The sequence below is a fragment of the Pedobacter sp. 22226 genome (assembly GCF_052045455.1).
GTDB lineage: Bacteria > Bacteroidota > Bacteroidia > Sphingobacteriales > Sphingobacteriaceae > Pedobacter > Pedobacter jeongneungensis.
This window is the reverse complement of the sequence record NZ_JBQEPB010000007.1, coordinates 23,155-46,721: the sequence shown is the minus strand read 5'-3', so window position 1 is coordinate 46,721 and position 23,567 is coordinate 23,155. Positions and strand designations below refer to the sequence as shown.

Genomic DNA, 23,567 nt, shown 5'->3' with positions numbered 1-23,567 from the left:
ATTAGGTGCCCTATTTGAAAATGAACGTTTAGTAGGGTTTCGGAAACAGCTGTCCCGTTATCCGCTAATTCCGATGCTAATTTAGTGCCGGTTCATCGGTAAAGAATCGGAACCGCTTCTACCGGGTTTATTTAACAAAGGGTTGTGCAATAAGTAGCGATTCGCCTGATAATCCTTCAACTCCGCTCAGGATGACAAACCCTAAAATTACACTACTATAGCAGTCGTCATCTCGACTACAGCGCAGCGGAATGCCTGCCCGTACAGGTGGGGAGAGATCTATCTTGAAACAGTTTTCTTACGATTTCGCTACCGGTGTAAAATTGGTGCAACCGGGCTATACTTCCAACCCTTAATAGCATCATAATATTGGCCACCTAGACCCGATTGGAGTGAGCATTCCGATTTTTCATCGGGATAAAACGGAAAGCGGGAGGAAACTAAAATAGTTTTACAGGTATTGCTCTTCAAAACCAAATGATCTACCCTTCGACTCCGCTCAGGATAACAATTTAACAAAACGGGCGTCATCTCGACCGGAGCATAGCGGAGTGGAGAAGATCTATTGTGCATGAAAGACCCTGAAACGAGTTCAGGGTGACGATATGCGGAAGAGAATTACCTAAATAGATTTCTCGACTGCGTTTCACTTCGCTCGAAATGACGTAATTTATAAAAGCAGTATCTATTTCAACAACTGATAAGCCACCAATGCGGCGATATAGGCCATAGCCGTCATGTATGCCAGTTGGATAACCGGCCATTTCCAGCCTTTGGTTTCGCGGTAAACAATGGCAACCGTACTCATGCACTGCATGGCAAAAGCATAAAAAAGCATCAGCGAAATTCCTGTAGCAAAAGTATAAACAGGCAAGCCATCGCGGCTGTTTTTAGAGGCCGACATACGCTCCCTGATCGTGCTGGTATCTTCATCACCACCATCAACACTGTAAATGGTTGCCATGGTACCCACAAAAGCTTCACGGGCGGCAAAAGAGGTAATTAAACCAATACCAATCTTCCAATCGTAACCTAGCGGACGGATGGCAGGCTCAATGGCATGACCAAGAATGCCAACATAAGAGTTTTCCAGTTTCTCTGTAGCCACCAAAGTTTTAATGTGATCGGTATTTTTAGTTGTATCAGCCAATGCCGATTTATATTTTTTATCAATGCTTTCGAAACGGTTTCCAGGTCCGAATGAGGCCATTACCCAAAGGATAATCGAAATGGCAATAATTACTTTACCGGCTTCAAAAACAAAGGTTTTTGATTTTTCGTACATGGTATAAAAAACGTTTTTCCACCTGGGCATGCGGTAAACCGGTAATTCCATAATAAAATAAGACCTTTCTTTGGTTTTGATGATGAATTTCATTACCCAGGCCACTAATACCGCAGCAACAATACCCACCAGGTACATCACCATCAATGCTAAACCCTGGAGGTTAAAAATACCTAAAACCGTTTTTGAAGGGATAATTAAAGATATAATCAAAATATACACCGGAAGCCTGGCCGAGCAGCTTATCAATGGGGTAACCATGATGGTAATCATCCTGTCTTTCCAGTTTTCGATGTTTCTGGCAGCCATAATTGAAGGAACGGCACAGGCCAACCCCCCAATCATCGGCACCACCGATTTTCCGTTAAGGCCAACTTTACTCATCACTTTATCCATCATAAAGGTAACACGGGCCATATAACCGGTATCTTCTAAAATGGATATGAAAGCAAAAAGAATGGCAATTTGCGGAATAAACACAAAAATACCCCCTAAACCTGCAATAACGCCATCTAACACAAGGTCTGTTAACATACCTGCAGGCAGGTATTCGTGACCTAAGCTGGTGAGATAACCAAATCCGCTTTCAATCAAATCCATAGGGTAAGATGACCAGGCAAAAATGGCATTAAAAATAACAAACAGGATCAGCAAAAAGATGGCGAATCCCCAAACTTTATGGGTAAGGATGCCGTCCAGTTTATCGCTGAAAGAAAATTTCTTTTCGGTGCCTTTATCTACCACTACACCTGATAATATACTACTGAGGTGTTTATAGCGGGCAATGGTTTCTGCTGCCTGTATTTTAGACGATTCGAAATGATGTGATTGCTCTATCTCCTCAATTTCTTCCTGTTCTTTTTCAGTAAAAAAAGTAAGGTACTCATGCTGATGCAAAACCTGTAATGCATAATAATCGTTATCCGAATTCAGTTTCGATTTGATGGCATTAATGGCTTCGGGTGCCAGCAAATTCACATCAACATCCTGAAACTGGGTGGCAATTTTATTGGTATTGGCAATGGCCTGTTTTAGCTTATCAATTCCGATATTGTTCCTTGCTGAAATGGAAACCACCTGGATGCCCAGTTTTTCCGCAAGTTTATCCAGATCGATTTCAATTCCCTGTTTGGCAGAAAGATCGATCATATTTAAAGCCAAAATCATCGGGATCCCTAAATCTGCCACCTGTGAATACAGCAGCATGTTCCTTTTCAGATTGGAAGCATCAGCAATTAATACAATTACATCGGGATGGCTATTGTTGTTTTTATCGGCAAGTACCTGAAAAACGATACTTTCGTCAGCACTTTTTGGATATAAGCTATAGGTTCCGGGTAAATCGATAATCTCAGCTTCCCTGCCGCCTACAAGTTTTGAAAAACCAGTTTTCTTATCAACAGTGATACCTGGAAAGTTTCCTATTTTCTGATTTAACCCTGTTAAACGGTTAAATAAAGTAGATTTACCTGTATTGGGATTACCAACTAACGCAACTTTAATATCCAAACCCAGCTTATTTATTGTATAATGATCACATCAGCTTCACTTTTACGCAAGCAAAGCTGATAACCAGCAACACGGATCGCCATCGGGTCGCCAAGTGGAGCAAAACGCTCAACTTCTACTACCTCGCCCGGCAAACAGCCCATCTCCATTAACTTTACAGACATATCTAAATCTGTAAATGCTACAATTGTTCCTTTTTCTCCAATTTTCAGGTGCGACAGCTTCATGTGCTAAATTTGGCGCAAGTTACCCTTTCTTTAGATTTATTCCAAATAAGATAGCGATTATGAAAAGAGAAATTACACAGCTTTACCCTTAAATGATTTAATTTCTTTGCCTGCCGCCGCCAAAACCGCCTCCTCCATTGCCACCACGATTTCTACCACCTTCTTCGCCTCCCCTGATCCTGTTTTTACCTCCCATTCGGTTTAGAGAATAGGTAAATGAAAACATAAAATAACGCTTCAATACATTATAACTCACATCCTGAATGGTGTTGTTATTGGCGGTACGGCTCACGCCCTGGTTTTCGTTTAGCAAATCGTTTACCGCTGCTTTAAAGGTTCCACGGTTTTTGAAAAACTGTTTGCTGATGTAAGAATTTACGAGTGTAAAATGGGTATCGAAAGCTTCACCCCTGCCGGTATTCTGGTTATAATCGGCATCAACCGACCAACGGATATCACCGGGGAATAAATAGCTCACGCTGATATTCGGACTAAAAGTATAAAAACGGGTATTCGAATTTGGCTGCACGGAATAAGTGGCGCGGTTGATCGATCCGTTTACACCTGCAGTTAAATCAAGTTTATCCAGATTGGAAACCAGGCGGTAGCCATTGGTAACAGACCAGCTGTTGGTGATATTTTTTAAGGAATTTGTAAAGTTTACATCGCGATCGTAATTTCCGCTCACATTGATGTGGAAGTTCAATTTATTCTCAGCCATAATCGGTAAACTTAATGAAGAGGAAACGGATCCTGAATATACGCCACTTACATTAACCGGTGTAACCGCTAGTTTACCCTGATCTGGACCGGTTTGAATTAAACTGGTGCTGTTTGCAATGCGGTTAGAAGTTTGTGTCAGGTTTAAATTCACGAATAACGACCTGTTTTTCCCCACGGTAAAAGTATTGTAAGCCACGCGGAGGGTGTTGTTAAATTCAGGTTTCAGATCAGGATTACCTACCGGAATACTTTGTGTATTGGTATTGTTCCGGATGGGCTGCAACTGCTGAATGGTTGGCTGATTGGTACTCCCCCTATAGTTAAACACCAGGCGTTTACTATTACTAAAATTATACCTGAACATGGCCGAAGGGGTATAATTGAACACGTTTTGTTTCAGCACATATCCACCACTAATGTTGTTATTGGTCCTATCGGTGTTTTGAATGGCAATTCCCACATTCCAGTTGTATTTTTTGGCCATTTTATTAAAACTAAGGCCTGCAGCATTGGTGATGATGGTATTTTCGTAAGCGTTGCTAAAGGTTGTATCCAGCAAATCGTATTTCAGGGTAAGCGGGTTAAAATTATAGGTAAAACGGTCGGATGTATTGTGGTTATAACCGTTCTGGTAGTTCAGCTCTAAACTTAAAGTTTTATCCAGGGGCTCGGTGTACACCAATCGCGTATTCTGACTGATTGACTCACTTTCCTGATCATTAAACTGATCGGTAGTTTTTTTGGTCTCCACTCCGTTTTCTTTACGTGTTTCGGGATTGGTATTGTAATTATCGGCGTCGTTATTGTTGATATTGGTATTGAAGTTTAAAGATAATGTTCTGCCACGGCGCATAAATTTTTTCCGCAACAAAATATTATTGCTGATTGATGGCGCCGTATTGTGATTTCTGAGCGACTGCGTACCATTAATCATATAAGTTTTATAATCGCGGGTATAAATACTGCTGTTTAAACTCTCGTTATCGGTATAACTTAAATTGGGTTGTACTTTAAGCGAAGTCAGGGAATCGATTTTAGTATCGATCATAAAGTTTAAACGGTGGTTCAAACGGTCTGAATTATTGGTCTGGTCATTATTAAAAACCGTGGTTACGTCGCCGAGCAAATTTTGGGTTACGCTGTTCCTGAGAATCAGGTTATCTGATTTATTCACGAAATAACTCAGGCTCACTTCTGTCTGATCGCCATAAACATCCGAGAAATTAAATCCGCCAGCCTTGGTATCGGTAATTCCGCCACGGCCACCATTGCTTCCCCCGTTTCCACCACCCAGACCACCACCAAAATTCTGCTTATTTACGTTATTAAACTGCGCAATTACACTTAAACGTTTATCCTGGCTAAAATGGTTAATATTTGCATTTACATCGTAACGGTTATCAGAACCATAACCTCCAGTACTGTTGCCAAAATAACCGTTTTTCTTATCTTTTCGCGTGGTAATGTTAATGATCTTGGTGCGCGAGCCATCATCAATGCCGGTAAACTGCGCCTGATCGGAAAGCTCATCAATAATCTGGATTTTATCGATCATATCTGCCGGAAGGTTTTTGGTGGCCAGTAAGGGATCGTTACCAAAAAATTCTTTACCATCAACTTTTACTTTGGTAATGGTTTCGCCCTGCGCTTTTACCGTTCCTGCTTTATCTACTTCAACGCCTGGCAGTTTCTTTAACAAATCTTCTACCACGGCGTTTTCTACCACTTTAAAAGAGCTGGCATTAAATTCGAGTGTATCTTTTTTCACCACAATCGGCGGAACTTCGGCTTTGATATCAACGGTTTGCAGATCGATTGCGCCACCTTCCAGAATAATATCGCCCAAAGCCACATCTGTTTTATCAGCGGTAATGGTAAAATCTTTTGTGGTGTTTTTTAAACCTAAAAATGCAGCATACAGCCTGTAACTACCGGGTTTTAAGTTTTTGAACACAAATTTTCCATCTTCTGTTGTACTAACTGCACCAACCATACTCGAATCGCTCAGGTTTTTTACAGCAAGTGAGGCATAATCAATCGGTTTTTTATCTTTCGACTGGATTACCCTGCCACTTACCGAACCGGTTTTCTGGGCATAAACATAAAATGATGATAAAATAAGAAGCAGCGTAAAAATTTGTTTCATTCGGTTAGTTTGATTGGTTGAGATAAAGACTACCGACTTTGGTAAAGGTTTATTTTGAGAAGGTAACATTTGAAATACATACAAATTATCGTCACTTAGAAGAATAATTTATTGTGTAAAAAGTAATATTAATAACAGAAGTGCTAAATTAAGCTACCCCCCGATACGTCATCTCGAGCGAAGTGCAACGCAGCCGAGAGATCTATCTCGAGTTAGATCTCTCCATTCCGCGTTGCTTTTTATAAAGTTTGTTATGGTAAGGCATCGAATTGAGAATCCAATTCTTAAAGAACTAAGAATATCATATTTAAAAATTAAACGCCGTTTGGATTAAATAACACAAAGTCCCGGTTAAAAACCGGGACTTTTTATTATTGTATTAATTATGGCAGATGGAGAACCGACCATTTAAAAATCATACTTCAGATTTCTCCACTAATGTCGAAATGACGAAACGGTACGCTGGAGATTACATTCTCTGACGACCACCACCGCCGCCGCCATTACCACGCTGACCCGGCATCTGCATATCGCCACTCATATTTCTTCCGCCAATACGGGTTAAAGAATAAGTAAACGAGAGCATGTAATAGCGTTTTAATACATTATAGTTTAAATCGGTAATGGAAGTACCTGTAGCCGTTCTGCTAACCCCTGTGTTCTGGTTTAATGCATCATTTACAGAGAATTTAAAGGTACCTCTGTTTTTAAAGAACTGACGGCTGATGTAAGGATTAAGAATGGTGTATTCCTGGTTATATAAATCGCCTCCACCAAAATTTCTGAAATAATCAATATCCATCGCTAACCTGATATTTCCCGGCAGCACGTAACTCACATCAAAACTTGGGTTAATGGTATAGAACTGGGTATTTGCTGATTGTTGAGCTGAGAACGTTGAATTGGTGTAACTACCGGTAATACCACCTGTTAAATCGAATTTATCAACATTGGTAACCAGTTTATAACCATTTGAAATGGTATAACTATTTGTAACATTTTTTACAGATGTGGTACCTCCCTGAGGAATGATGTAATTCACGTTTCTGTTATAAGCACCATTTCCTGAAATATTTAGGGTTAATTTACGCTCTGCCATTAATGGTAAGGACCATGTTGCGTTGGCATTACCTGCGTAAACACCATCAACATTGATATAACTTACCTGCTGGATACCGCTAGGCAACTGAGCTACACTGTTACCAATGCTATTAAATGTTTGGGTCAGGTTTAAACCTGCAAAGAAGAACCGGCCATTTTCAATATTGAAGTTGTTAAAATTGATCCTCAACTGGTTATTAAATGAAGGTTTTAACGCCGGGTTTCCCACATAAATGGTTTGTGAATTGGTATTATCAGGAATCGGCTGGATCTGATCGATGCTTGGTTGTGTGGTAGAACCGCGGTAGTTAATAAATAAACGTTTGCGGTTGCTAAAATTATACCTAAACTGTGCTGAAGGTGTGATATTAATAAAGTTCTGCGTACGTCTTAAACCAGTAGTTAAATTGGTATTTACCCTGTTGGTTTGCTGCGCGGCTACACCAATATTCCAGTTATATTTTTTTTCAGTAGTGGTTAAACTGGCACCTACCGCATTGGTTAAGGTACGGTTGTTATAGATATTCGAAAAGGTATCATCAACAATATCAAACTGCAGGGTTGAAGGATTGTAATTGAATACATCCCTTTGCGAATCGCTGTTTGAATAACCATTCTGGTAGTTAAACTCTACGCTTAAGGTTTTGTTTAATGGCTCTGTATAAACAACACGCGTGGTGTTATTTAATGAGTGACTGGTTGTATTGTTTAACTGATTTGTTAACGAATCCCTTGATACACCATCCATGGTAATGGTTTCCTTACGGTAATTAAGGTTGGTACCATCGTTATCGTTAATGCTGGTATTAACATTTAAGGAAAGGGTACGGCCTCTGCGTTTAAAACTCTTACGGATCAGTAAATTATTGCTGATGGTAGGTGTAGCAGCAGTTGTGGTATTGCGTTGCGTACCAACAGTTGAGGCATCAGTAAGGGTTCTCGTATATTCATTCAAATTATTCCCATCTGTTTCGGTATAGGCCAGATTTGGTTGTATTTTAATAGATAACGACGGATCTATCTTGGTATCAACCATAAAGTTAAACCGGTGGTTAATACGATCGGTAGTATTGGTTATTGCCTCAGCAATGTTATTGGTACCGCCAGTAAGGTTTTGTGTATTAGAATTCTGGATTCTTTCTGAGTTTGCCTTATTAAAGAAATAACTGGCCTGAAACTGGGTACCATCTTTATAGGTATCGGCAAAGTTTAAACCCGCTGCATTGGTATTGGTAATGCCGCTGTTACTATTGCCAGAATTACCGCCACTGGTATTGCCACCACGGCCACCGCCGCCCCCACCGCCAAAGCCGTTACCTACGCCACCACCCTGACCAAAGTTCTGTTTGTTTACGTTGTTAAACTGGCCGATAAAACTGATCTGCCTGTCATCATCAAATTTGTTTACGTTTAAGCTGGCATCATAACGGTCGTTAGAACCATAACCTGCGGTACTGTTTCCGAAATAGCCATGTTTCATTCCGTTTTTAGTGGTGATGTTCAGGATTTTATTTCTTGTTCCATCATCTATACCGGTAAACTGTGCCTGTTCAGAAAGCTCATCAATTACCTGGATTTTATCTACCATATCGGCAGGAAGGTTTTTGGTTGCCAGTAACGGATCATTACCAAAAAACTCTTTACCATCTACTTTTACTTTGGTAATGGTTTCACCCTGGGCTTTTACGCTACCATCTTTCGCTACTTCTACACCAGGTACTTTTTTCAAAAGGTCTTCTACCACGGCATTTTCGCGTACTTTGATTGATTTTGCATCAAATTCCAAAGTATCTTTCTTTACCACAATCGGGATGGTTGCTGTAACGTTAACGGTATTTAAATCTACACCATCGTCGCTCATGGCAATATCGCCGGCATTTACAGCTGCTTTAGCTACTTCAACATCTTTTGTTGCAGTTTTTAAACCTAAAAAAGCCGAATAAATACGGTACTTACCTGGGGCAATGGCTTTAAAGCTGAAAGTTCCGTCAGGATTAGTCTGTCCGGAAGCCACCACGCTTGAATCTTTTAAACTTTTAACTGCTACAGTAGCAAAATCAACCGGCTTTTTATCTTTAGCATTAATTACTTTACCGCTGATAGAACCAGTATTTTGGGCCTGAGCGATATAACCACAAAATAGGAGCACCACAAATATTGCCCTCTGAACGTTTCTTTTCATCAAAAAAAATTAGATATTATTGTATAAAACTAAGCTATCAGACTATAGAAAAGCCCAAAGGTTTGTTAAGGTGTGTTAAAAGCTTGGTAACATTTTAAATACAGCCCACCGGCAGGTTACCAAATCGAAAAAAGGAAGGTGAAATGAAGTTATTATTTCCGTTGAGAAGGATAACTTTTGTAGTACACTTTTGGACAGTGACAATCTTTCTTGAAGATGCTGCACCCACTTAAACTAATGGCCACAACTACACAGATGATGCTAAATCTTGTTTTCATAGGAGTCTGTTTTATTTTCAGCGGAGGTTTTATCGAAATTTAATTTATGGAGCAACACATAGCTAAAAACAGCCATACATGCACCTAACATGTCGCATCCAAAATCCCACCATTCTGCAGAGCGATAGGTAAAAACTTTCCATTGTAGTAACTCAATTCCGCCACCGATTATTGCATTGATGAGCAAAATTTTAAAAATGGTTAGTGTTCTGAAAGCGTAGGTATGCTGATATTTTATCTTACCAAAAAAGAGCAGGACTGATAGCACAAAGAAAAAACCCATATGGGTCATTTTATCAAAGCCTTCAAAGAAAAAGCCGCTTTTCCCGACAGAATCGGAAATGTGCATATTACAAAACACTAAAACAATGATGGTCCAGAGAATGGCCCATTTTTGATGTTTTAGTGCTTTGTACAAAATATAAAGATTAAGCTCCTACCAGTTCCTGGTAAGCTTCTGCTGTTAATAAACCTTCTACTTCAGCTAAATCAGCTAAAGATACTTTTACCATCCAGCCTTGTCCGTAAGGATCAGAGTTAACCAATTCCGGGTTATCGTTTAATTCAGCGTTAACTTCCAATACGGTTCCGGTAACTGGCATGTATAAATCAGAAACGGTTTTAACGGCTTCTACAGTACCAAAAACTTCTTCTTTTGCCACTTCGCTACCTACAGTGTTAATGTCAACATAAACAATATCACCTAATTCGCGCTGAGCGAAATCGGTAACACCGATAAAAGCTTCGTTACCTTCAACTCTAACCCACTCGTGGTCTTTAGTGTATTTTAATTCTGATGGAAAATTCATTTGTTTATAAGTATTTGAATATAAGTTATTATGTTTTATCTCAGGATGTTAGCAAATTCTACTGCAAAATAATAAAGCTTTTTTGTAGTTTAAGCCTCAAAAATACAATTTAGTTTGGCTAATCGCAATGCCTGTTTAATTAACTTGATCTAAACTATATGCATTATCGTTTAGAAGATTTCTTTTTAATAATTTCATTTCCAGTTTTTACCTCTTTAATTTTAGCTTTTCCGAAATCCTTTAATGGGCTCTGTATTTTATCAATAGTATATATTGATTTGCGAAGAGATTCAAGTTGTGAAATTGCGCTTTTTCTTAATTCAACTAATCTTTGTGATTGAGTCATACCTTTACTAATAAGATAAGCATTCTGATTTTCTAAATTACTTAAAACGATCAATTGGTGAATATCTGCATGATCTCTCATATTGAAACCATCTAGAGCAGCTTCCGCATTAGCTTCCTTCCATTGTTTTGCTGTAGCTCCAAATAATGCCACATTAAGCATATCAGCTTCATTAGCATATACAAACTTCTTTTGTGCTTCAGTTATTTCAGGAATAATATGTGCCTTTATTGCATCGGTATGAATTATATAATTTGTTTTTGAAAGCAATCTCCTGATGTCCCATCCAGATTCCGTTCTCTCAGCTTCAGCTTGCTTTAATTGCTGATATTCTGTGATCAACAGCAGTTTAAATTCTGCGCTTATCCACATGCCAAACTCGAAAGCTATATCCTTATGTGCATACGTTCCACCATATCTGCCAGTAGTTGCATATATTCCTATAGCACCAGTCTTTTCAATCCAGTCTTTTACGCTAAGCTTGTAATTATTTAACCCGGCTTTTGATGATATTATGGCAAATTCGCCATAATTAAAATTTTGGTTATTGATTCGTTCCCAAACAGATAGAAATTCTAATGTGTTACGATTTCTCAACCAATCACTTACAAAAAATTCTCCATCCTTCGCCTTAATCATGTCTGTTAAACAAACATAATCCTGTCCGTCTTTAGAAACTATATTTACTTCTGTATTATTAACATTGATTTTACTCATAACTGAATAGATTGCAAATTTAAACCCGTTTTGAGCGTGCTAAATACTGAAAACAAAAGGATATATTAAACTTATTATATTATGCTAAAGAATCAAATTTCTAATTAGCGTATTAATTCAGTGTAAACCTTAAACTAAAACCGAAATTACTGAACGAAGTATTAAATGTTTGCGAAGTATAAGGTTTTGTAATGTTCGAATCGTAAAATAACTTAATATTAAACTTCTGGTTTAACACGTAATCTACACTTGGTCTTAAGCTAATGTTTTTCGCACCTGAGGAAACTTCTGCTTCGGTAATATCTGCGCGGTAAATAACAGTTTTGTTATCGCGGATGGCCACATCCAGTTTAAAATCCATGTTGTTATCCATTTTCAGGCTTTTAAACCAGCCAAAAGGAAAACGGAATTTATTGGTGCGGTAGCCCAAACCTAAAACCATATTGTTCTCCGATAACTGCGCCAATTGACTGTTTGATAAGCTCAAACCCAATAGCCTCGAACGGTTTAGTTCGAAAGAGGCAGTCAGGTTATTTTTAAACCTGGTATCTACTCCAACCAACGGAGCAAAATACTCTGAAACAGTTACCTGAGCAAACTGATACTCGGGCAGGAAGTTATTGTTTACATCCCTGCTGCTCGAAGCACCGTTGGTCTCCTGATAACGTAACAATGAATTAAAGCCATTGATGTTATAGGCAGAGCGGTAACCATGCCTGATATCAACAGAGGTAAATTTATCGGCTATAAAAGGAATACTTGTTAAGCCGCTATAGGTTAAATTCCAGTTTGGAAGCGGTATTTTAGGGAAAGCATTCATTTTTGATTTGCTTGCATCTTTCCCTGAATAAGCAGCCATAAAGGCAGAAATAATTACATCCTGACTTTCTTTGCTGTAACCATCTGCATAGCCTCCGTTAATACCTGATGAATTGGGATTTTGAGCGCCCAATCTTCTCGAAACAATAATCCTATTGGCCATAAACTGGTTAAACAGGCTAGAAACAGTATTTGAGTTTTTCTCTTTAAAAGCAGTACCAATCGCGATATACGAAATGCTATAATCACCAGTGGTAATGGCACTTAAATTCTCGAATGATGATACACTTGCCACATACCTGAAATTGGTAGAGAAATTTCTCGTTTGCGCTTTATTGGCCTTTAAAGTAATCCGTAAATCTTTAAACGGCTCTATCTGCCCGGTAAGCTGAAAATCTTCCCTTAATGTATTTACATACAATTGGTTCTGCAGGGTATCAGTAGTTAACCAGCCATTGTTAAGCGCCATTTCGCGGATATCACGCTGACTACCGAAAGCAAAGCCTAGTCCCGGGGCTCCTGTTGCATTATCAATACCAAAATATTTGGTGGTTGGCAGGTAACCCGGCAAGAAAATACCTTTTGTTTGTACATAACTGGCATTAACGTTTTTCAAACTCGTTAATATGTTAATGAAGAACTTTTTCGCTTTACTACCATCCTGGTCGTTGCCAGTATTCCGGATAAAACCAAATTTATTGTATAAAGTTGTTAAATTCAATGTTGGGTTTACCTGTATTGTTCTGCTGTTCTGCACAGTATTACCCAGGTTAATATTCGGATCGCGCAGGGTAGAAAGTGGTTCAGTTTGCCAGTTAAAGGTTGTACCGTAACGGGTTTTAACACTTACCCAGTTTAAACCCGGAATTTTATCAATTGGCAGGTTATAAGTAACATTTAAATTGTGATTATAATCAGTTGTACGGCCCAAACGTTTTAAATTCTGCCAAACAGTATCGCGTTTTAAACCTTCAATTCTACCATCCGGTTCATCAATAATTGAATAGTTGGTGGCATTAAAATCTAACTGCAACGAGCGGGTAAGGTTCCAGGCGATACCATACACGCGGCTCATGGTAAAGTTTTTATTAAACGTAGTACCATAACCATTTTGGTACAAACCTATGGTATTATTCGGGTCGTTATTTCTTAACGTATTTTCTGAATACAAACGATCTACATCAATCCTGAAGTTAATGGCGCTTGGAAAAATACTAAAGTTGAAATCCCTCAGTAAAGCAAGCATATTCGATTTGATGATCTTCTCGAAAGGTGCTATGGTTTTGGCTTCTTTAGAATAACTGTACTGTAAAGATGCCCTGTAAGTATTCTGGATACTGCTTTGATTAATAAAATCGCGGTGATTATACTGGGTATAAGCATAACTCGCTGCAAAGTTTTCAATATCCCAGAGATGAACCGGTTTGCTCGTGTTTACGCGGTCTTTACGCACATTGGTAAAGTTGATCCCCCTTCTAACCGTATAATCCTGCGCAAAATTTAAGATCGAATCTTTTTGTGCCTTGGTTGATTGCTCCAAAGCATTTTTCAGTTCGATATCCGGCGTCCTTGGATTGTACTGCGGGGTAGAAACCTGTTTCGAATAACTCACAAACATCGGGATTTTTACCCCTGATTTCTGCGGCAGGAATTTACCCAATTCCATGGCTGAAGAAACATCCAGTAATACATTATCAGCCCGGTTTCTTTCGCTTACTTTCGAATCGATAGAACCAAAACCCACGGTAGATTTACTACCCGAAATATTTACATCGGCAAAATCTGCCAGTTTTAAATTCAACCTTCCTGTTGCAGCCCAGCCACCTTTTTCATCAAATTCGGTTAACCTTAATTCGTTAAACCAAACCAAAGCACTTTTATCCTGACCGTCATCGCGGATACCATCATCATTGGCCGCACGTAACGGGTTTTTAATACCCACCATATAAACCCTCACCTTACTCATATCGGGCTGTCCTTTTACCACAATGGTTCTTGCACCATCGGTATAGGTAAATGGAACATTGGTTGGCCAGGGTTGTCCATTAGCCAGTTTAGCCACATTACGGGCCAGTTTGGCATTCTGGAAAAGCGTTAAATCGATGTCCATTCTATTCGCCTCCGGCCAGATGGCATCAGGATCGCTGGTTCCCGGATTGGTAACCTTTAAAGGCATTACATATTCGTAATAGTTATCCTGGTTATCGGTACCGATCCTTAAAAAGGCTGAAACATCATTATCATTTAGAAGCTGGTTATTAACCGCCTCAGCATGCACAAACATTTCTAAATGCTTGTAAGACCTGAAATCGCTGTAGGCCGTTTTAAAGGCCGCCCTGCCATAACCATCTCTTAAAGATTTAACGGTAACCGATAAAGATTGCTCGTTCAGCCTGGTATCGCCGCGGTAATTACTGTAATCGCGCTCACGCAAAATGCCGGGAGGGGTAACATAAGGAATTGGAGAGCGTTTACCGTTTTCTTCGATATTTACAGTTGAAACTTCGATGGTAGAATTATCTGGCGTTAAGGCAGGTAAAGATGGATCAACAATTACCTGAGCGGCAACATTTGATGCATTGTATTCTCTCCATTCGCCACGGATCAGTTGAAGTTTTGCAAAACGCAATACTGCAGTATCGGCGAAGTTGGTCATGAACATCCTGAAAAAGCGGATCGATTTAAAATCCTGGATGCCACCCACACGGTCCTGATACTGACCAATCGGAATCCTGAACTGATACCAGGTAACAGCCTGTGTATTTCCGTTGGCCAGTTTTACCTCTGAAGTTACTTTATCGGTAATGAAATTCTGTCCAACATTTAAATCGCCGGGGCGGATAGAAACTTTATATTGAAAGTATTCATCGCTTTGAGTCATGTTGTTGTCGCGATTAATATCTTCCCCGTCAGGCAATGAAGTAGAAGCCGAATTTTCGAGGCCTAATTCTGCCTGCGATTGTTGCGAAGTTTTAGAGTTACCCTCTGTTCCGTTATATTTTTCGTAACGTTTAAGGATACCTGCATTAATCTGATCTAAAGCCGGCCCCCTGAAATAGGAATAGTTATCTGATGATGGATCGGCATCAATTGCAGCAGCAGCAGTAGCATTTAATTGCGATTTAATCTGTGTGATGGCCGCAGCAAATTTTGTTTTTTCGTCTGCATCCGATAGTCCATCTAAACCCACATCCTGCGCACGGCGCGAATCGGGATTATTATCAAAAGCCTGCACAACGGGTTGTAATTTTGGTACACGACCCCACGCCGTTTCATCATATTTACTCGGATCGTTGGTTGCTGGCAAACCGTTTTCCAGTGATTTTCTGCCATCTTTAAGGATATCTTCGGAGATATTTCCTAAGTTGAAATACATATCACCACCGGCAGAATTTGGTTTATAAATAAAGGGATCCATTACCCAAAGCTCAATAAAGCCAACATTTAAAGCTTCGAAATCGTTGGTTTCGATTTTCCTCTGAAAACCACCCCAGTTATTTTTAGGTTGCAGTAAAGATCCGTCAGGCCTAAAATCGGTAGTACGGAAGTTATATGGTCCCCTCACGGTTGGATAGTAGGCCACATCAAGCGTGGTAATATTTAAAGCCTGTCCGGTTGCTGTTTCTTTAAAAGGGAATACCTCCTGCTCAATAACTTCCCTTACATAGTGGTTAGAAAGCTCATTCCGGTTGTTCCGGATGTTGGCAGGAGTGGTAGATGCCGCTGAGTTATAAAAAGTAGGGTCGATATTATAGAAGGCAATCCTTGCACGGTTATAGCCATAAGATAAATCGTTGGATTTGTTGGACTCGGCGAAAAGTTGCGGTGTGCCCGACAGTTGCCAGGCGATAGCGCTTTTTAAATCGATCACCGATCTTGACGCTTCGAAATCATCTAAATAACTTACACCATTTTTACTTCCGGCAAAATTCAATGCCCTTGGGTGACCAGGAATCAACTGTGCAAACTCACCATAAAAGGTTACGCTTGATGGTGCTTTGGTTGAAATGAACGGAAGTTTATCAACCAGTTTTGTTAGAAATCTTGATGGCGAGCTATAATTAATATCGGCTCCCCAGATGGTATTCGAAATGGGTTCTTCGCCGATGTTCACTTTTTGGGTGAGAGGTTTTTCGGTGAGGTTCATAATCGTTCCACCGAGGTTTAGCTTATTGTTTACACGATAATCTAAACGGGTACCAAAAAGTGACCGCTGCTGCAGTCCGAAAAGTTCGTTGTTTTCTGTCGTAATCCTGATTGGCTGACCAGAAATTAATAGGGCCTGGTTAATGATACTTACCCGGCCACCCTGATAATCAACGGTAAAATCTACCCCTTCTGTTAGTGGCATCGTTCCGGCGAAAACCTTTACCGATCCTTCGGGAACGTTAATGGCATTTAAGCTAAATTCTGAAGAAATATCCGATTGATAGTTTACCTTAATCACATACCTGTTCTGGTTCTGGAACAATTGTTTGGCGATGGTTTGGGTAGAATCGTAAAGTGCGGTAAAAGTATATTTATTGATCAGGGCCTGCTCGCTGGGCAAAAACCTTGCGGCTAAATCTTTACCAAAAGGTTCAATCACCGGAAAAATGATCCTTCCATTAGCAGGATCAATGGTGATGTAACCCGAATTTGTATTGGTAATTAATGAAGTTTGCCCGTTACTTCCGGTACCAAACAAACTGGCCTGGTTGGCGTTGCTTGCTGTAGAATAAGAACCAAAAGCATTGTTTGCCGCCACGAAATCGAAAACACCATCTGGTCTACGCTCATTTTGCTGGTTTAAACGGTCAAACTCGGTCAGGGCAATCCATTGTTTGTTTGCCGTATTCTGCCCTTCCGTCATTACCGGATTATCTACACCGGTTTCGTTATCAATGCGGTAAATATCGAGTTTAAAATTCTGACTGCTGATCTGATACCCACCGATAGAGTAGATATTTTTCATCATCAGATCCCAGGTTGGCAACTGGATTTTGGTGGTTTCGTTTTTTAATAATTTGGCGTAAAGTACCTTTGGGTTTGCCGCATCAAAAGGGATATCAGTAGAAAACTCACCCACCTGGTACTCCACACCATTATAGGTATAGCGATAAGCCACAGCCAAAACCTCATCCGCGTTTAAGGGATTGTTTAATGATAAATATCCCAGTTGTGGCTGAAAGGTAAACTCACGCTCAGTTAATTTTCTGGCGTAGATTAGTTTGGCAAAGTTATCGGTATTGCTGGTGTTAACAGGGGTTGTTTGGAAGAAAGAAAGAACAGCATTAGAATTGGTTTGCCTTACAGCACCTCCCTGGTAAGCGTTTAACTGTGCAATTAAATTATTAGATTGTTGTGCAAAGCCTGTTGCAGTAGTTCCGGCAGGCAGGCCCGAAGTTCCGCCTGTTAGCAAAAGGTTGTTAAAAGGAACGTTTTCGCCCAAATCCATCAAACCCAATACATCTCTTGAATCAGTAGTGTTGCCTGCCTTGTTCGTAATCCATACCTCTATTTTCGTAATCTGGATGGGAGATGTAATAATTGGTGCGTTAGCCAGGTTTTTATTGTAGTTATTCCTGAAATATTGTGATAAGAAATAGTGTTTATTTGCCTCGTAACTATCAATACTTACGGTTGTGGTATTTTGCTGTGCGCCATTGGTAATCTTAATTTCCCTCGATTGTGATTTTTGCTGGGTATAAACACTGGTTACATTTAATTTACCAAATTTTAACTGCGTTTTAATACCGAATAGTGCCTGTGTTCCGGTAATTAAAGAAGTATTTAAAGGTAAACTTACGTTACCGGCCTCAATTTTCTGGATGATATCATCTGCTCCACCAGTATAATCGAGTTTAATCTGATTTTCAAAATCGAACTGCGCCTCAGTGTTGTAATTGCTTTTGATTTTTAATTTCGTACCAATATTTCCAACAAGGTCCATCTGGATCCTTTGATTAAAATCAAAATTGGTTTGTACCCTTTGCCTTTCGTTAAAAAGGGGATTTTCATTTTTATTGATCCGGCCTAAAAAAGTAAGCTCTGCTTCTCCACGTGGCTGAATATCAATGGTGGTACCGCCGAATAGTTTTTCGAAGGCCTTGCTGTTTACCTGAATCTGAGGGATAATACCGGTACTGCGGTAATCGCTTACCTCAGCATTAGAAATGCTGCGCCAGTTGCCACGTTTTATCTCGCTGTTTACCAGCCTTTGGTATTCATCAATGGTTAAATATTGTGTATTTAAAACAAACCGGTCGCCTATAATTTCTTTAACCACATAACGTTTGTTTTTGGCATCGTATTCTACCACGCGCCTTAAGTTATTCGGTGCCGGATAAAAGGGATTAACAGCCGGACTAAGCCCCAGGCGCTCTTTTTCTTTGAGGCCGAAGTTATTTTTTGGCGTAATGGTATCCGCTTTGCTTGGAACAACTTGGGAAAAAGTGTTTTGAGAAGCAATTAAGAAAAGTGGGATGAGAAACAGAAATGTAGATATTCTCTTCAAAGGCAGTTTGGTCTATAAGGTTTTTAAAGCTTGTTTAATTAGTTGCTCTACCGAAAGTGTTCCCTCTGTCACTTTTAATATCTGGTCTATAGTTTTTTCGGCGGTTTGTTTGGCGAATCCGAGCATTACCAATGCAGATAACGCTTCATCTTTAACAGTATTGTGCTGAGGCATAGAAATTAATGAATCTGCCCCTTCTTTTTTCAGTTTATCCTGTAATTCTAAAACCAGGCGTTGTGCGGTTTTCGCACCAAGCCCCTTAATTCTTTGAATAAGAGGCAAATCTGCTTTAACAATTGCAGTCTGGATTTCTATAGGTGTAATGGATGATAAAATCATCCTGCCGGTATTTGGTCCGATTCCTGATACCGAAATCAAATGTAAAAATAAACGGCGTTCGCCCTCATCAGCGAAGCCGTATAATGTATGTGCGTCTTCTTTTACATGCAGCCAGGTGTAGAGTTTACACCTTTCTGCATCGCCCAAAGCGCTGTAAGTATTTAAAGAAATGTTAATATGATAGCCTATACCTCCGGCTTCAACCACAACATAAGCTGGGTTTTTGAATGTCAATTTACCATCAATATAGGCGTACATGCAATTCTACTTTTTGTTTGTTTTCCCAAATATACCTTTTCGTTTCGAAGTTTCAATTTCTTCTTTTGCCTGAACATCTACAACAGCAATGGTAACCATATTTACAATTTCGCGTACCGAACTGCCTAACTGAACAATATGAACAGGTTTATTCAATCCTAAAAGGATCGGACCAACCGCTTCTGCACCACCAAGCTCTTGTAACAATTTGTATGCAATGTTGCCTGACTCAAGATTTGGGAACACCAAAGTATTGGCCGGAGCATCAGCTAATGTACTAAAAGGAAAGTTATCTTTTAGCAACTCGTTGTTAATGGCAAAATTTCCCTGCATCTCCCCATCTACTACAATTTCCGGGTGATTTTTATGAAGCAGATTAACAGTTTCCCTTACTTTATTTGGGGTTACGCCATCGTTTGAGCCAAAATTTGAATACGATAAAAGTGCAATACGTGGCTTAATATTGAACTGTTTTACCGATTTATCAATCAATAATGTAATGTCAACAAGTTCTTCTGCAGTTGGATCAACATTTACCGTGGTATCGCCAAAGAAAACCGGACCTTTTTTGGTCATCATCATGTACATGCCGGCAACGCGTTTTACCCCCGGCTTTACACCAATTACCTGTAAGGCTGGTTTAATGGTAGCACCATAGTTTTTTGTTAAGCCCGAAATCATTGCATCAGCCTCGCCAAACTCAACCATTGATGCACCATAATAGTTACGGTCTCTCAACAATTTCGTTGCATCGCGCATAGAAGAAACCCCTTTACGCTGACGCTTTTTGAAAAGTGCCTCGGCATATTGTTTGGTTTTCTCAGGATTCTGCATCTGATCGATAATCTCTACACCTTCCAGTTCCAGCGCATGTTCATCAATAATGGCCTGGATTTTATCCCTGTTACCTAAAAGAATCGGAATAGCAATATTCTCATCTTTTACAATCTGGGCTGCTTTTAAGATTTTATAATTATCAGCCTCGGCAAACACCACACGCTTGGGATCCATTTTGGCTTTGGTGGTTACCGCCCTCATGATGGCATCATCCAAACCTAAACGTTTTCTCAGTTCTTCATTATAAGCATCCCAATCGGTAATAATTTTTCTGGCCACACCACTTTCTATGGCAGCTTTTGCTACAGCAGTAGAAACCTCGGTAATTAACCTGAAATCTACAGGTTTTGGAATGATATAATCTTTGCCAAATTTAAGGTTACGGGCATTGTAAGCCAGGTTAACCGCCTCCGGAACAGATTTCTTCGCGAGTTCTGCAATGGCTTTCACCGCAGCAATTTTCATGGCTTCGTTAATGCTGGTTGCCCTAACATCCAACGCTCCTCGGAAAATATAAGGGAAGCCCAATACATTATTTACCTGGTTGGGATAATCAGAACGGCCGGTAGCCATAATGAGATCTTTACGGGTTTTAATGGCCAGTTCGTATGCAATTTCAGGATTTGGATTGGCCATGGCAAAAACAATCGGATTTTTGGCCATACCCATTAACATTTCAGGTGAAATTACGTTCGCAGCCGAAAGTCCGATAAAAACATCAGCACCTTTCATGGCTTCTCCAATGTTCGAAATATCCTTTCTGATGGTTGCAAAGCTCATGCGGATATCGTCGAGATCGGTACGGTGGATATCAATTAAACCATTGATATCAAACATCACCAAATTCTCTTTTTTAACCCCTAAACTCAGGTACATTTTAGAGCAGGAAACCGCGGCAGCACCTGCGCCGCTTACTACAACCTGAATTTTATCGATTTTCTTTTTCTGGATTTCGCAGGCATTTAATAAAGCTGCGCCAGAGATAATGGCTGTTCCATGCTGATCATCGTGCATTACAGGGATATTCATCTCCTGTTTTAAACGGCGTTCGATTTCGAAACACTCCGGGGCCTTGATATCTTCGAGGTTGATCCCCCCGAAAGTTGGCTCCAATGCTTTAACGATTTTTACAAAATCATCAACATTTTCGGTATCCAGTTCTAAATCGAATACATCGATATCAGAGAAAATTTTAAATAAAAGGCCTTTACCTTCCATTACGGGTTTACCAGCTTCGGGGCCGATATTGCCCAGACCTAAAACGGCCGTTCCATTACTGATTACTGCAACTAAATTACCTTTAGCGGTATATTTATAAACATCTTCTTTATTATTTGCTATTTTTAAGCAGGGCTCTGCAACTCCCGGAGAGTAAGCTAAAGTTAAATCCCTTTGTGATGTTGTAGGTTTCGTGGGTACTACTTGTATCTTTCCCGGACGGCCTTGCGAGTGGTAATCCAACGCATCTTGCTTTCTATTCGTATTACTCATTAAGTAACTTATTAGTGACCGTGCAAAGGTACAATTCTTTTTATGAGGCTTAAAATAAAATGCCTTTCAAAAAAAGTTAAATGGGATGTGGGGCGTTTGCTTTGTTTTGTTTGTTAGGGGTGGGTGAAAGGCTTTGCAAACATGAACACAAAACCACTGCGTTTCAGGTTTGATAGTACCACTTATACTGATGTGCAACTGTTTTTTGATTTTTCTGGCCCTTGGGATTGACAGTCGTACTTCGGTAAGGGTTGTGTTATTCCAAAGCAAGCCGGTATAATGCCTAAACTTTTCATAAAAGAGATGTATCTAAACGGTAGGGGCATTAATTCAGGAAATAAATCTTTGAATAATTTTCATAGATCTCTCCTCTAGGGTCGGGATGAGGCACAAATGTTACTTTCGAAGAAAAAAAGTTTTCGACAAGCTCAGACTGACAATATGATATGGAGTAAACTACCCCTTATTAATCTTAAGGATCATCCCTACCTGTAAACCTGCTTTTGATAAGCGGTTATCCCTTCTGATACTCTGAACGGTTGCGCCATCAAATTTCTCGGCAATGTCTGATAAGGTATCGCCGGTTTTTACTTTATAACTTAAAAATGAGGATGGAGCCTTTAAAGGGGTGCGGTTTTTAGCATAGATTTTTAGCTTCTGTCCAGGCACAAGGGTTTTACTTTTCAAGCCATTCCAAACCCGCAGATCCTGAACCTCGACACCATATTTATCGGCAACCGCATTTAAATTTTGCCCGGCGGTAACTTTATGGTAAACTACAGAAGATGCAGCAATGGTTTTTACTTTTTTCTTTCTTAGATCCCTTACATCATCGGTGCTGGCCTCTATTACTTTCATGCTTACATCAACTTCCTGATTATTAAGTACATCATAAATACCTGCATAGTCGATATCCCTTAATTTAGGCATTATGATCCGCTTGGGTTCATCATCGGTACCATTTACAATCTTCTTTTTATAAGATGGATTTAAGGCCATCATGGCTTCTTCCTCAATATTTAGTGCTTTGGCCAAAGTAGCTAATGATACAAAACGGGTGGTTTGAACGGTATCGGTTTTCAGGAACATGTTCGAAGCCTGTGCGGTAATCTGGTGTTTGCCAGAGTAATTCATCACATAAACAGCTGCAATAAATGCCGGCACATAATTCCGGGTTTCTTTAGGTAAAAACTGTCTGATTACCCAAAAGTCCCTCGATCCTGCTTTGTCTATTGCCCGTTTTACATTGCCTTTTCCGCAATTATAAGCTGCAATGGCCAGCAACCAGTCGCCAAGCTCTTCAAAAGCATCCCTAAAATAAGCCGCGGCAGCATAACTGGCCTGGATCGGATCTTTACGTTCATCAACAAAATTGTCCATCTTTAAGCCATAAGCCTTACCGGTTCCGAACATAAACTGCCAGATACCCGTTGCACCCACACGCGAAATGGCATGGGGGTTCATCTGCGACTCTACAATGGTTAAGTATTTTATTTCCTGCGGAATATTATAATCTTTTAAGGCTTTATCAAAAATCGGAAAGTAGTAACTTGATAAGCCGATCATTTTCCCGAACATATCCTTACGCTTGGAGTAGATATCGATATACTGCTGAACATACTCATTATAAGGAAGTGGAACGGCTTTAGCAATGGAATCGAGCCTGAGTTTATAGATAAAGTTCTGCCCCATGGTGAGGGGATTTTCAGAAACTGCAGGTACGGCAACGGTATCAGTATTGATAAAGATGTTGTTGTGTATCTTCGGAAGACTATCGAGTTTAAGGGTTTGTTGCGCAGAAGCGGAAGAAATGTATCCTAAGCAAGCACAAATTGAAGCAAAAAGTAATTTTTTAATCATGGGCTATTGGTTAAATTTTCATAAGCCGCGGTAAAAAACCTTAATCATCCTATCCATAAACGGAGCAGGATAAATAATTCCATGATTACCTCAGGGAAACGACTCATGAAATGCCATTGCCATACTTCAGTTTAATGCAATAAT

Annotated in this window: 11 protein-coding genes; all 11 read right to left on the bottom strand. The window is 39.9% G+C overall.

All coding sequences use genetic code 11. The features are described from left to right. Window positions 1-685 precede the first annotated feature (685 nt). The 11 genes from feoB to ACTJKC_RS16460 all read right to left on the bottom strand — a co-directional run bounded on the left by feoB (window position 686) and on the right by ACTJKC_RS16460 (window position 23,423). Window positions 686-2,800 (bottom strand): ferrous iron transport protein B, encoded by a 2,115-nt coding sequence (gene feoB, locus ACTJKC_RS16510; protein ID WP_440794055.1) that lies wholly within the window; start codon window positions 2,798-2,800, stop codon window positions 686-688. 5 nt (window positions 2,801-2,805) lie between these two features. Continuing rightward, window positions 2,806-3,021, bottom strand: coding sequence for a FeoA family protein (locus ACTJKC_RS16505; RefSeq protein ID WP_025145397.1), 216 nt, complete (start codon window positions 3,019-3,021; stop codon window positions 2,806-2,808). Window positions 3,022-3,118: 97 nt separating this feature from the next. After that, a complete protein-coding gene (locus ACTJKC_RS16500; RefSeq protein ID WP_440793608.1) occupies window positions 3,119-5,890 on the bottom strand; it encodes an outer membrane beta-barrel protein in 2,772 nt (923 codons plus the stop codon). A gap of 469 nt (window positions 5,891-6,359) precedes the next feature. Continuing rightward, window positions 6,360-9,173, bottom strand: a complete 2,814-nt coding sequence (locus ACTJKC_RS16495; protein ID WP_440793606.1) for an outer membrane beta-barrel protein — start codon at window positions 9,171-9,173, stop codon at window positions 6,360-6,362. Between the two features lie 261 nt (window positions 9,174-9,434). After that, on the bottom strand, window positions 9,435-9,869 hold the full coding sequence (locus ACTJKC_RS16490) for a VanZ family protein (RefSeq protein ID WP_440793604.1): 435 nt from the start codon (window positions 9,867-9,869) through the stop codon (window positions 9,435-9,437). A gap of 10 nt (window positions 9,870-9,879) precedes the next feature. Next, window positions 9,880-10,260 (bottom strand): glycine cleavage system protein GcvH, encoded by a 381-nt coding sequence (gene gcvH / locus ACTJKC_RS16485; RefSeq protein WP_025145401.1) that lies wholly within the window; start codon window positions 10,258-10,260, stop codon window positions 9,880-9,882. Between the two features lie 163 nt (window positions 10,261-10,423). After that, window positions 10,424-11,323, bottom strand: coding sequence for a KilA-N domain-containing protein (locus ACTJKC_RS16480; protein WP_440793601.1), 900 nt, complete (start codon window positions 11,321-11,323; stop codon window positions 10,424-10,426). A 112-nt stretch (window positions 11,324-11,435) separates the two neighbouring features. Beyond that, window positions 11,436-18,638 carry a cell surface protein SprA gene (gene sprA / locus ACTJKC_RS16475; protein WP_440793599.1) on the bottom strand — a complete coding sequence of 2,401 codons (7,203 nt, stop codon included), beginning with the start codon at window positions 18,636-18,638 and terminating at the stop codon, window positions 11,436-11,438. Window positions 18,639-18,650: 12 nt separating this feature from the next. After that, on the bottom strand, window positions 18,651-19,235 hold the full coding sequence (gene ruvA / locus ACTJKC_RS16470; protein ID WP_086548088.1) for a Holliday junction branch migration protein RuvA: 585 nt from the start codon (window positions 19,233-19,235) through the stop codon (window positions 18,651-18,653). Between the two features lie 6 nt (window positions 19,236-19,241). After that, complete coding sequence (locus ACTJKC_RS16465; RefSeq protein WP_344853942.1) at window positions 19,242-21,563, bottom strand: NADP-dependent malic enzyme; 2,322 nt, start codon at window positions 21,561-21,563, stop codon at window positions 19,242-19,244. A gap of 456 nt (window positions 21,564-22,019) precedes the next feature. Continuing rightward, entirely contained in the window at window positions 22,020-23,423 is a 1,404-nt protein-coding gene (locus ACTJKC_RS16460; protein WP_344853945.1) for a lytic transglycosylase domain-containing protein, read from the bottom strand. Between the last annotated feature and the right edge of the window lie 144 nt (window positions 23,424-23,567).

Excerpts from the sequence above, each read along its gene's own strand:
- ACTJKC_RS16460 (WP_344853945.1), bottom strand. The coding sequence starts at position 23,423 with ATGATTAAAAAATTACTTTTTGCTTCAATTTGTGCTTGCTTAGGATAC.
- gcvH (WP_025145401.1), bottom strand. The coding sequence starts at position 10,260 with ATGAATTTTCCATCAGAATTAAAATACACTAAAGACCACGAGTGGGTT.
- ACTJKC_RS16465 (WP_344853942.1), bottom strand. The coding sequence starts at position 21,563 with ATGAGTAATACGAATAGAAAGCAAGATGCGTTGGATTACCACTCGCAA.
- ruvA (WP_086548088.1), bottom strand. The coding sequence starts at position 19,235 with ATGTACGCCTATATTGATGGTAAATTGACATTCAAAAACCCAGCTTAT.
- ACTJKC_RS16495 (WP_440793606.1), bottom strand. The coding sequence starts at position 9,173 with ATGAAAAGAAACGTTCAGAGGGCAATATTTGTGGTGCTCCTATTTTGT.
- ACTJKC_RS16480 (WP_440793601.1), bottom strand. The coding sequence starts at position 11,323 with ATGAGTAAAATCAATGTTAATAATACAGAAGTAAATATAGTTTCTAAA.
- ACTJKC_RS16500 (WP_440793608.1), bottom strand. The coding sequence starts at position 5,890 with ATGAAACAAATTTTTACGCTGCTTCTTATTTTATCATCATTTTATGTT.
- ACTJKC_RS16505 (WP_025145397.1), bottom strand. The coding sequence starts at position 3,021 with ATGAAGCTGTCGCACCTGAAAATTGGAGAAAAAGGAACAATTGTAGCA.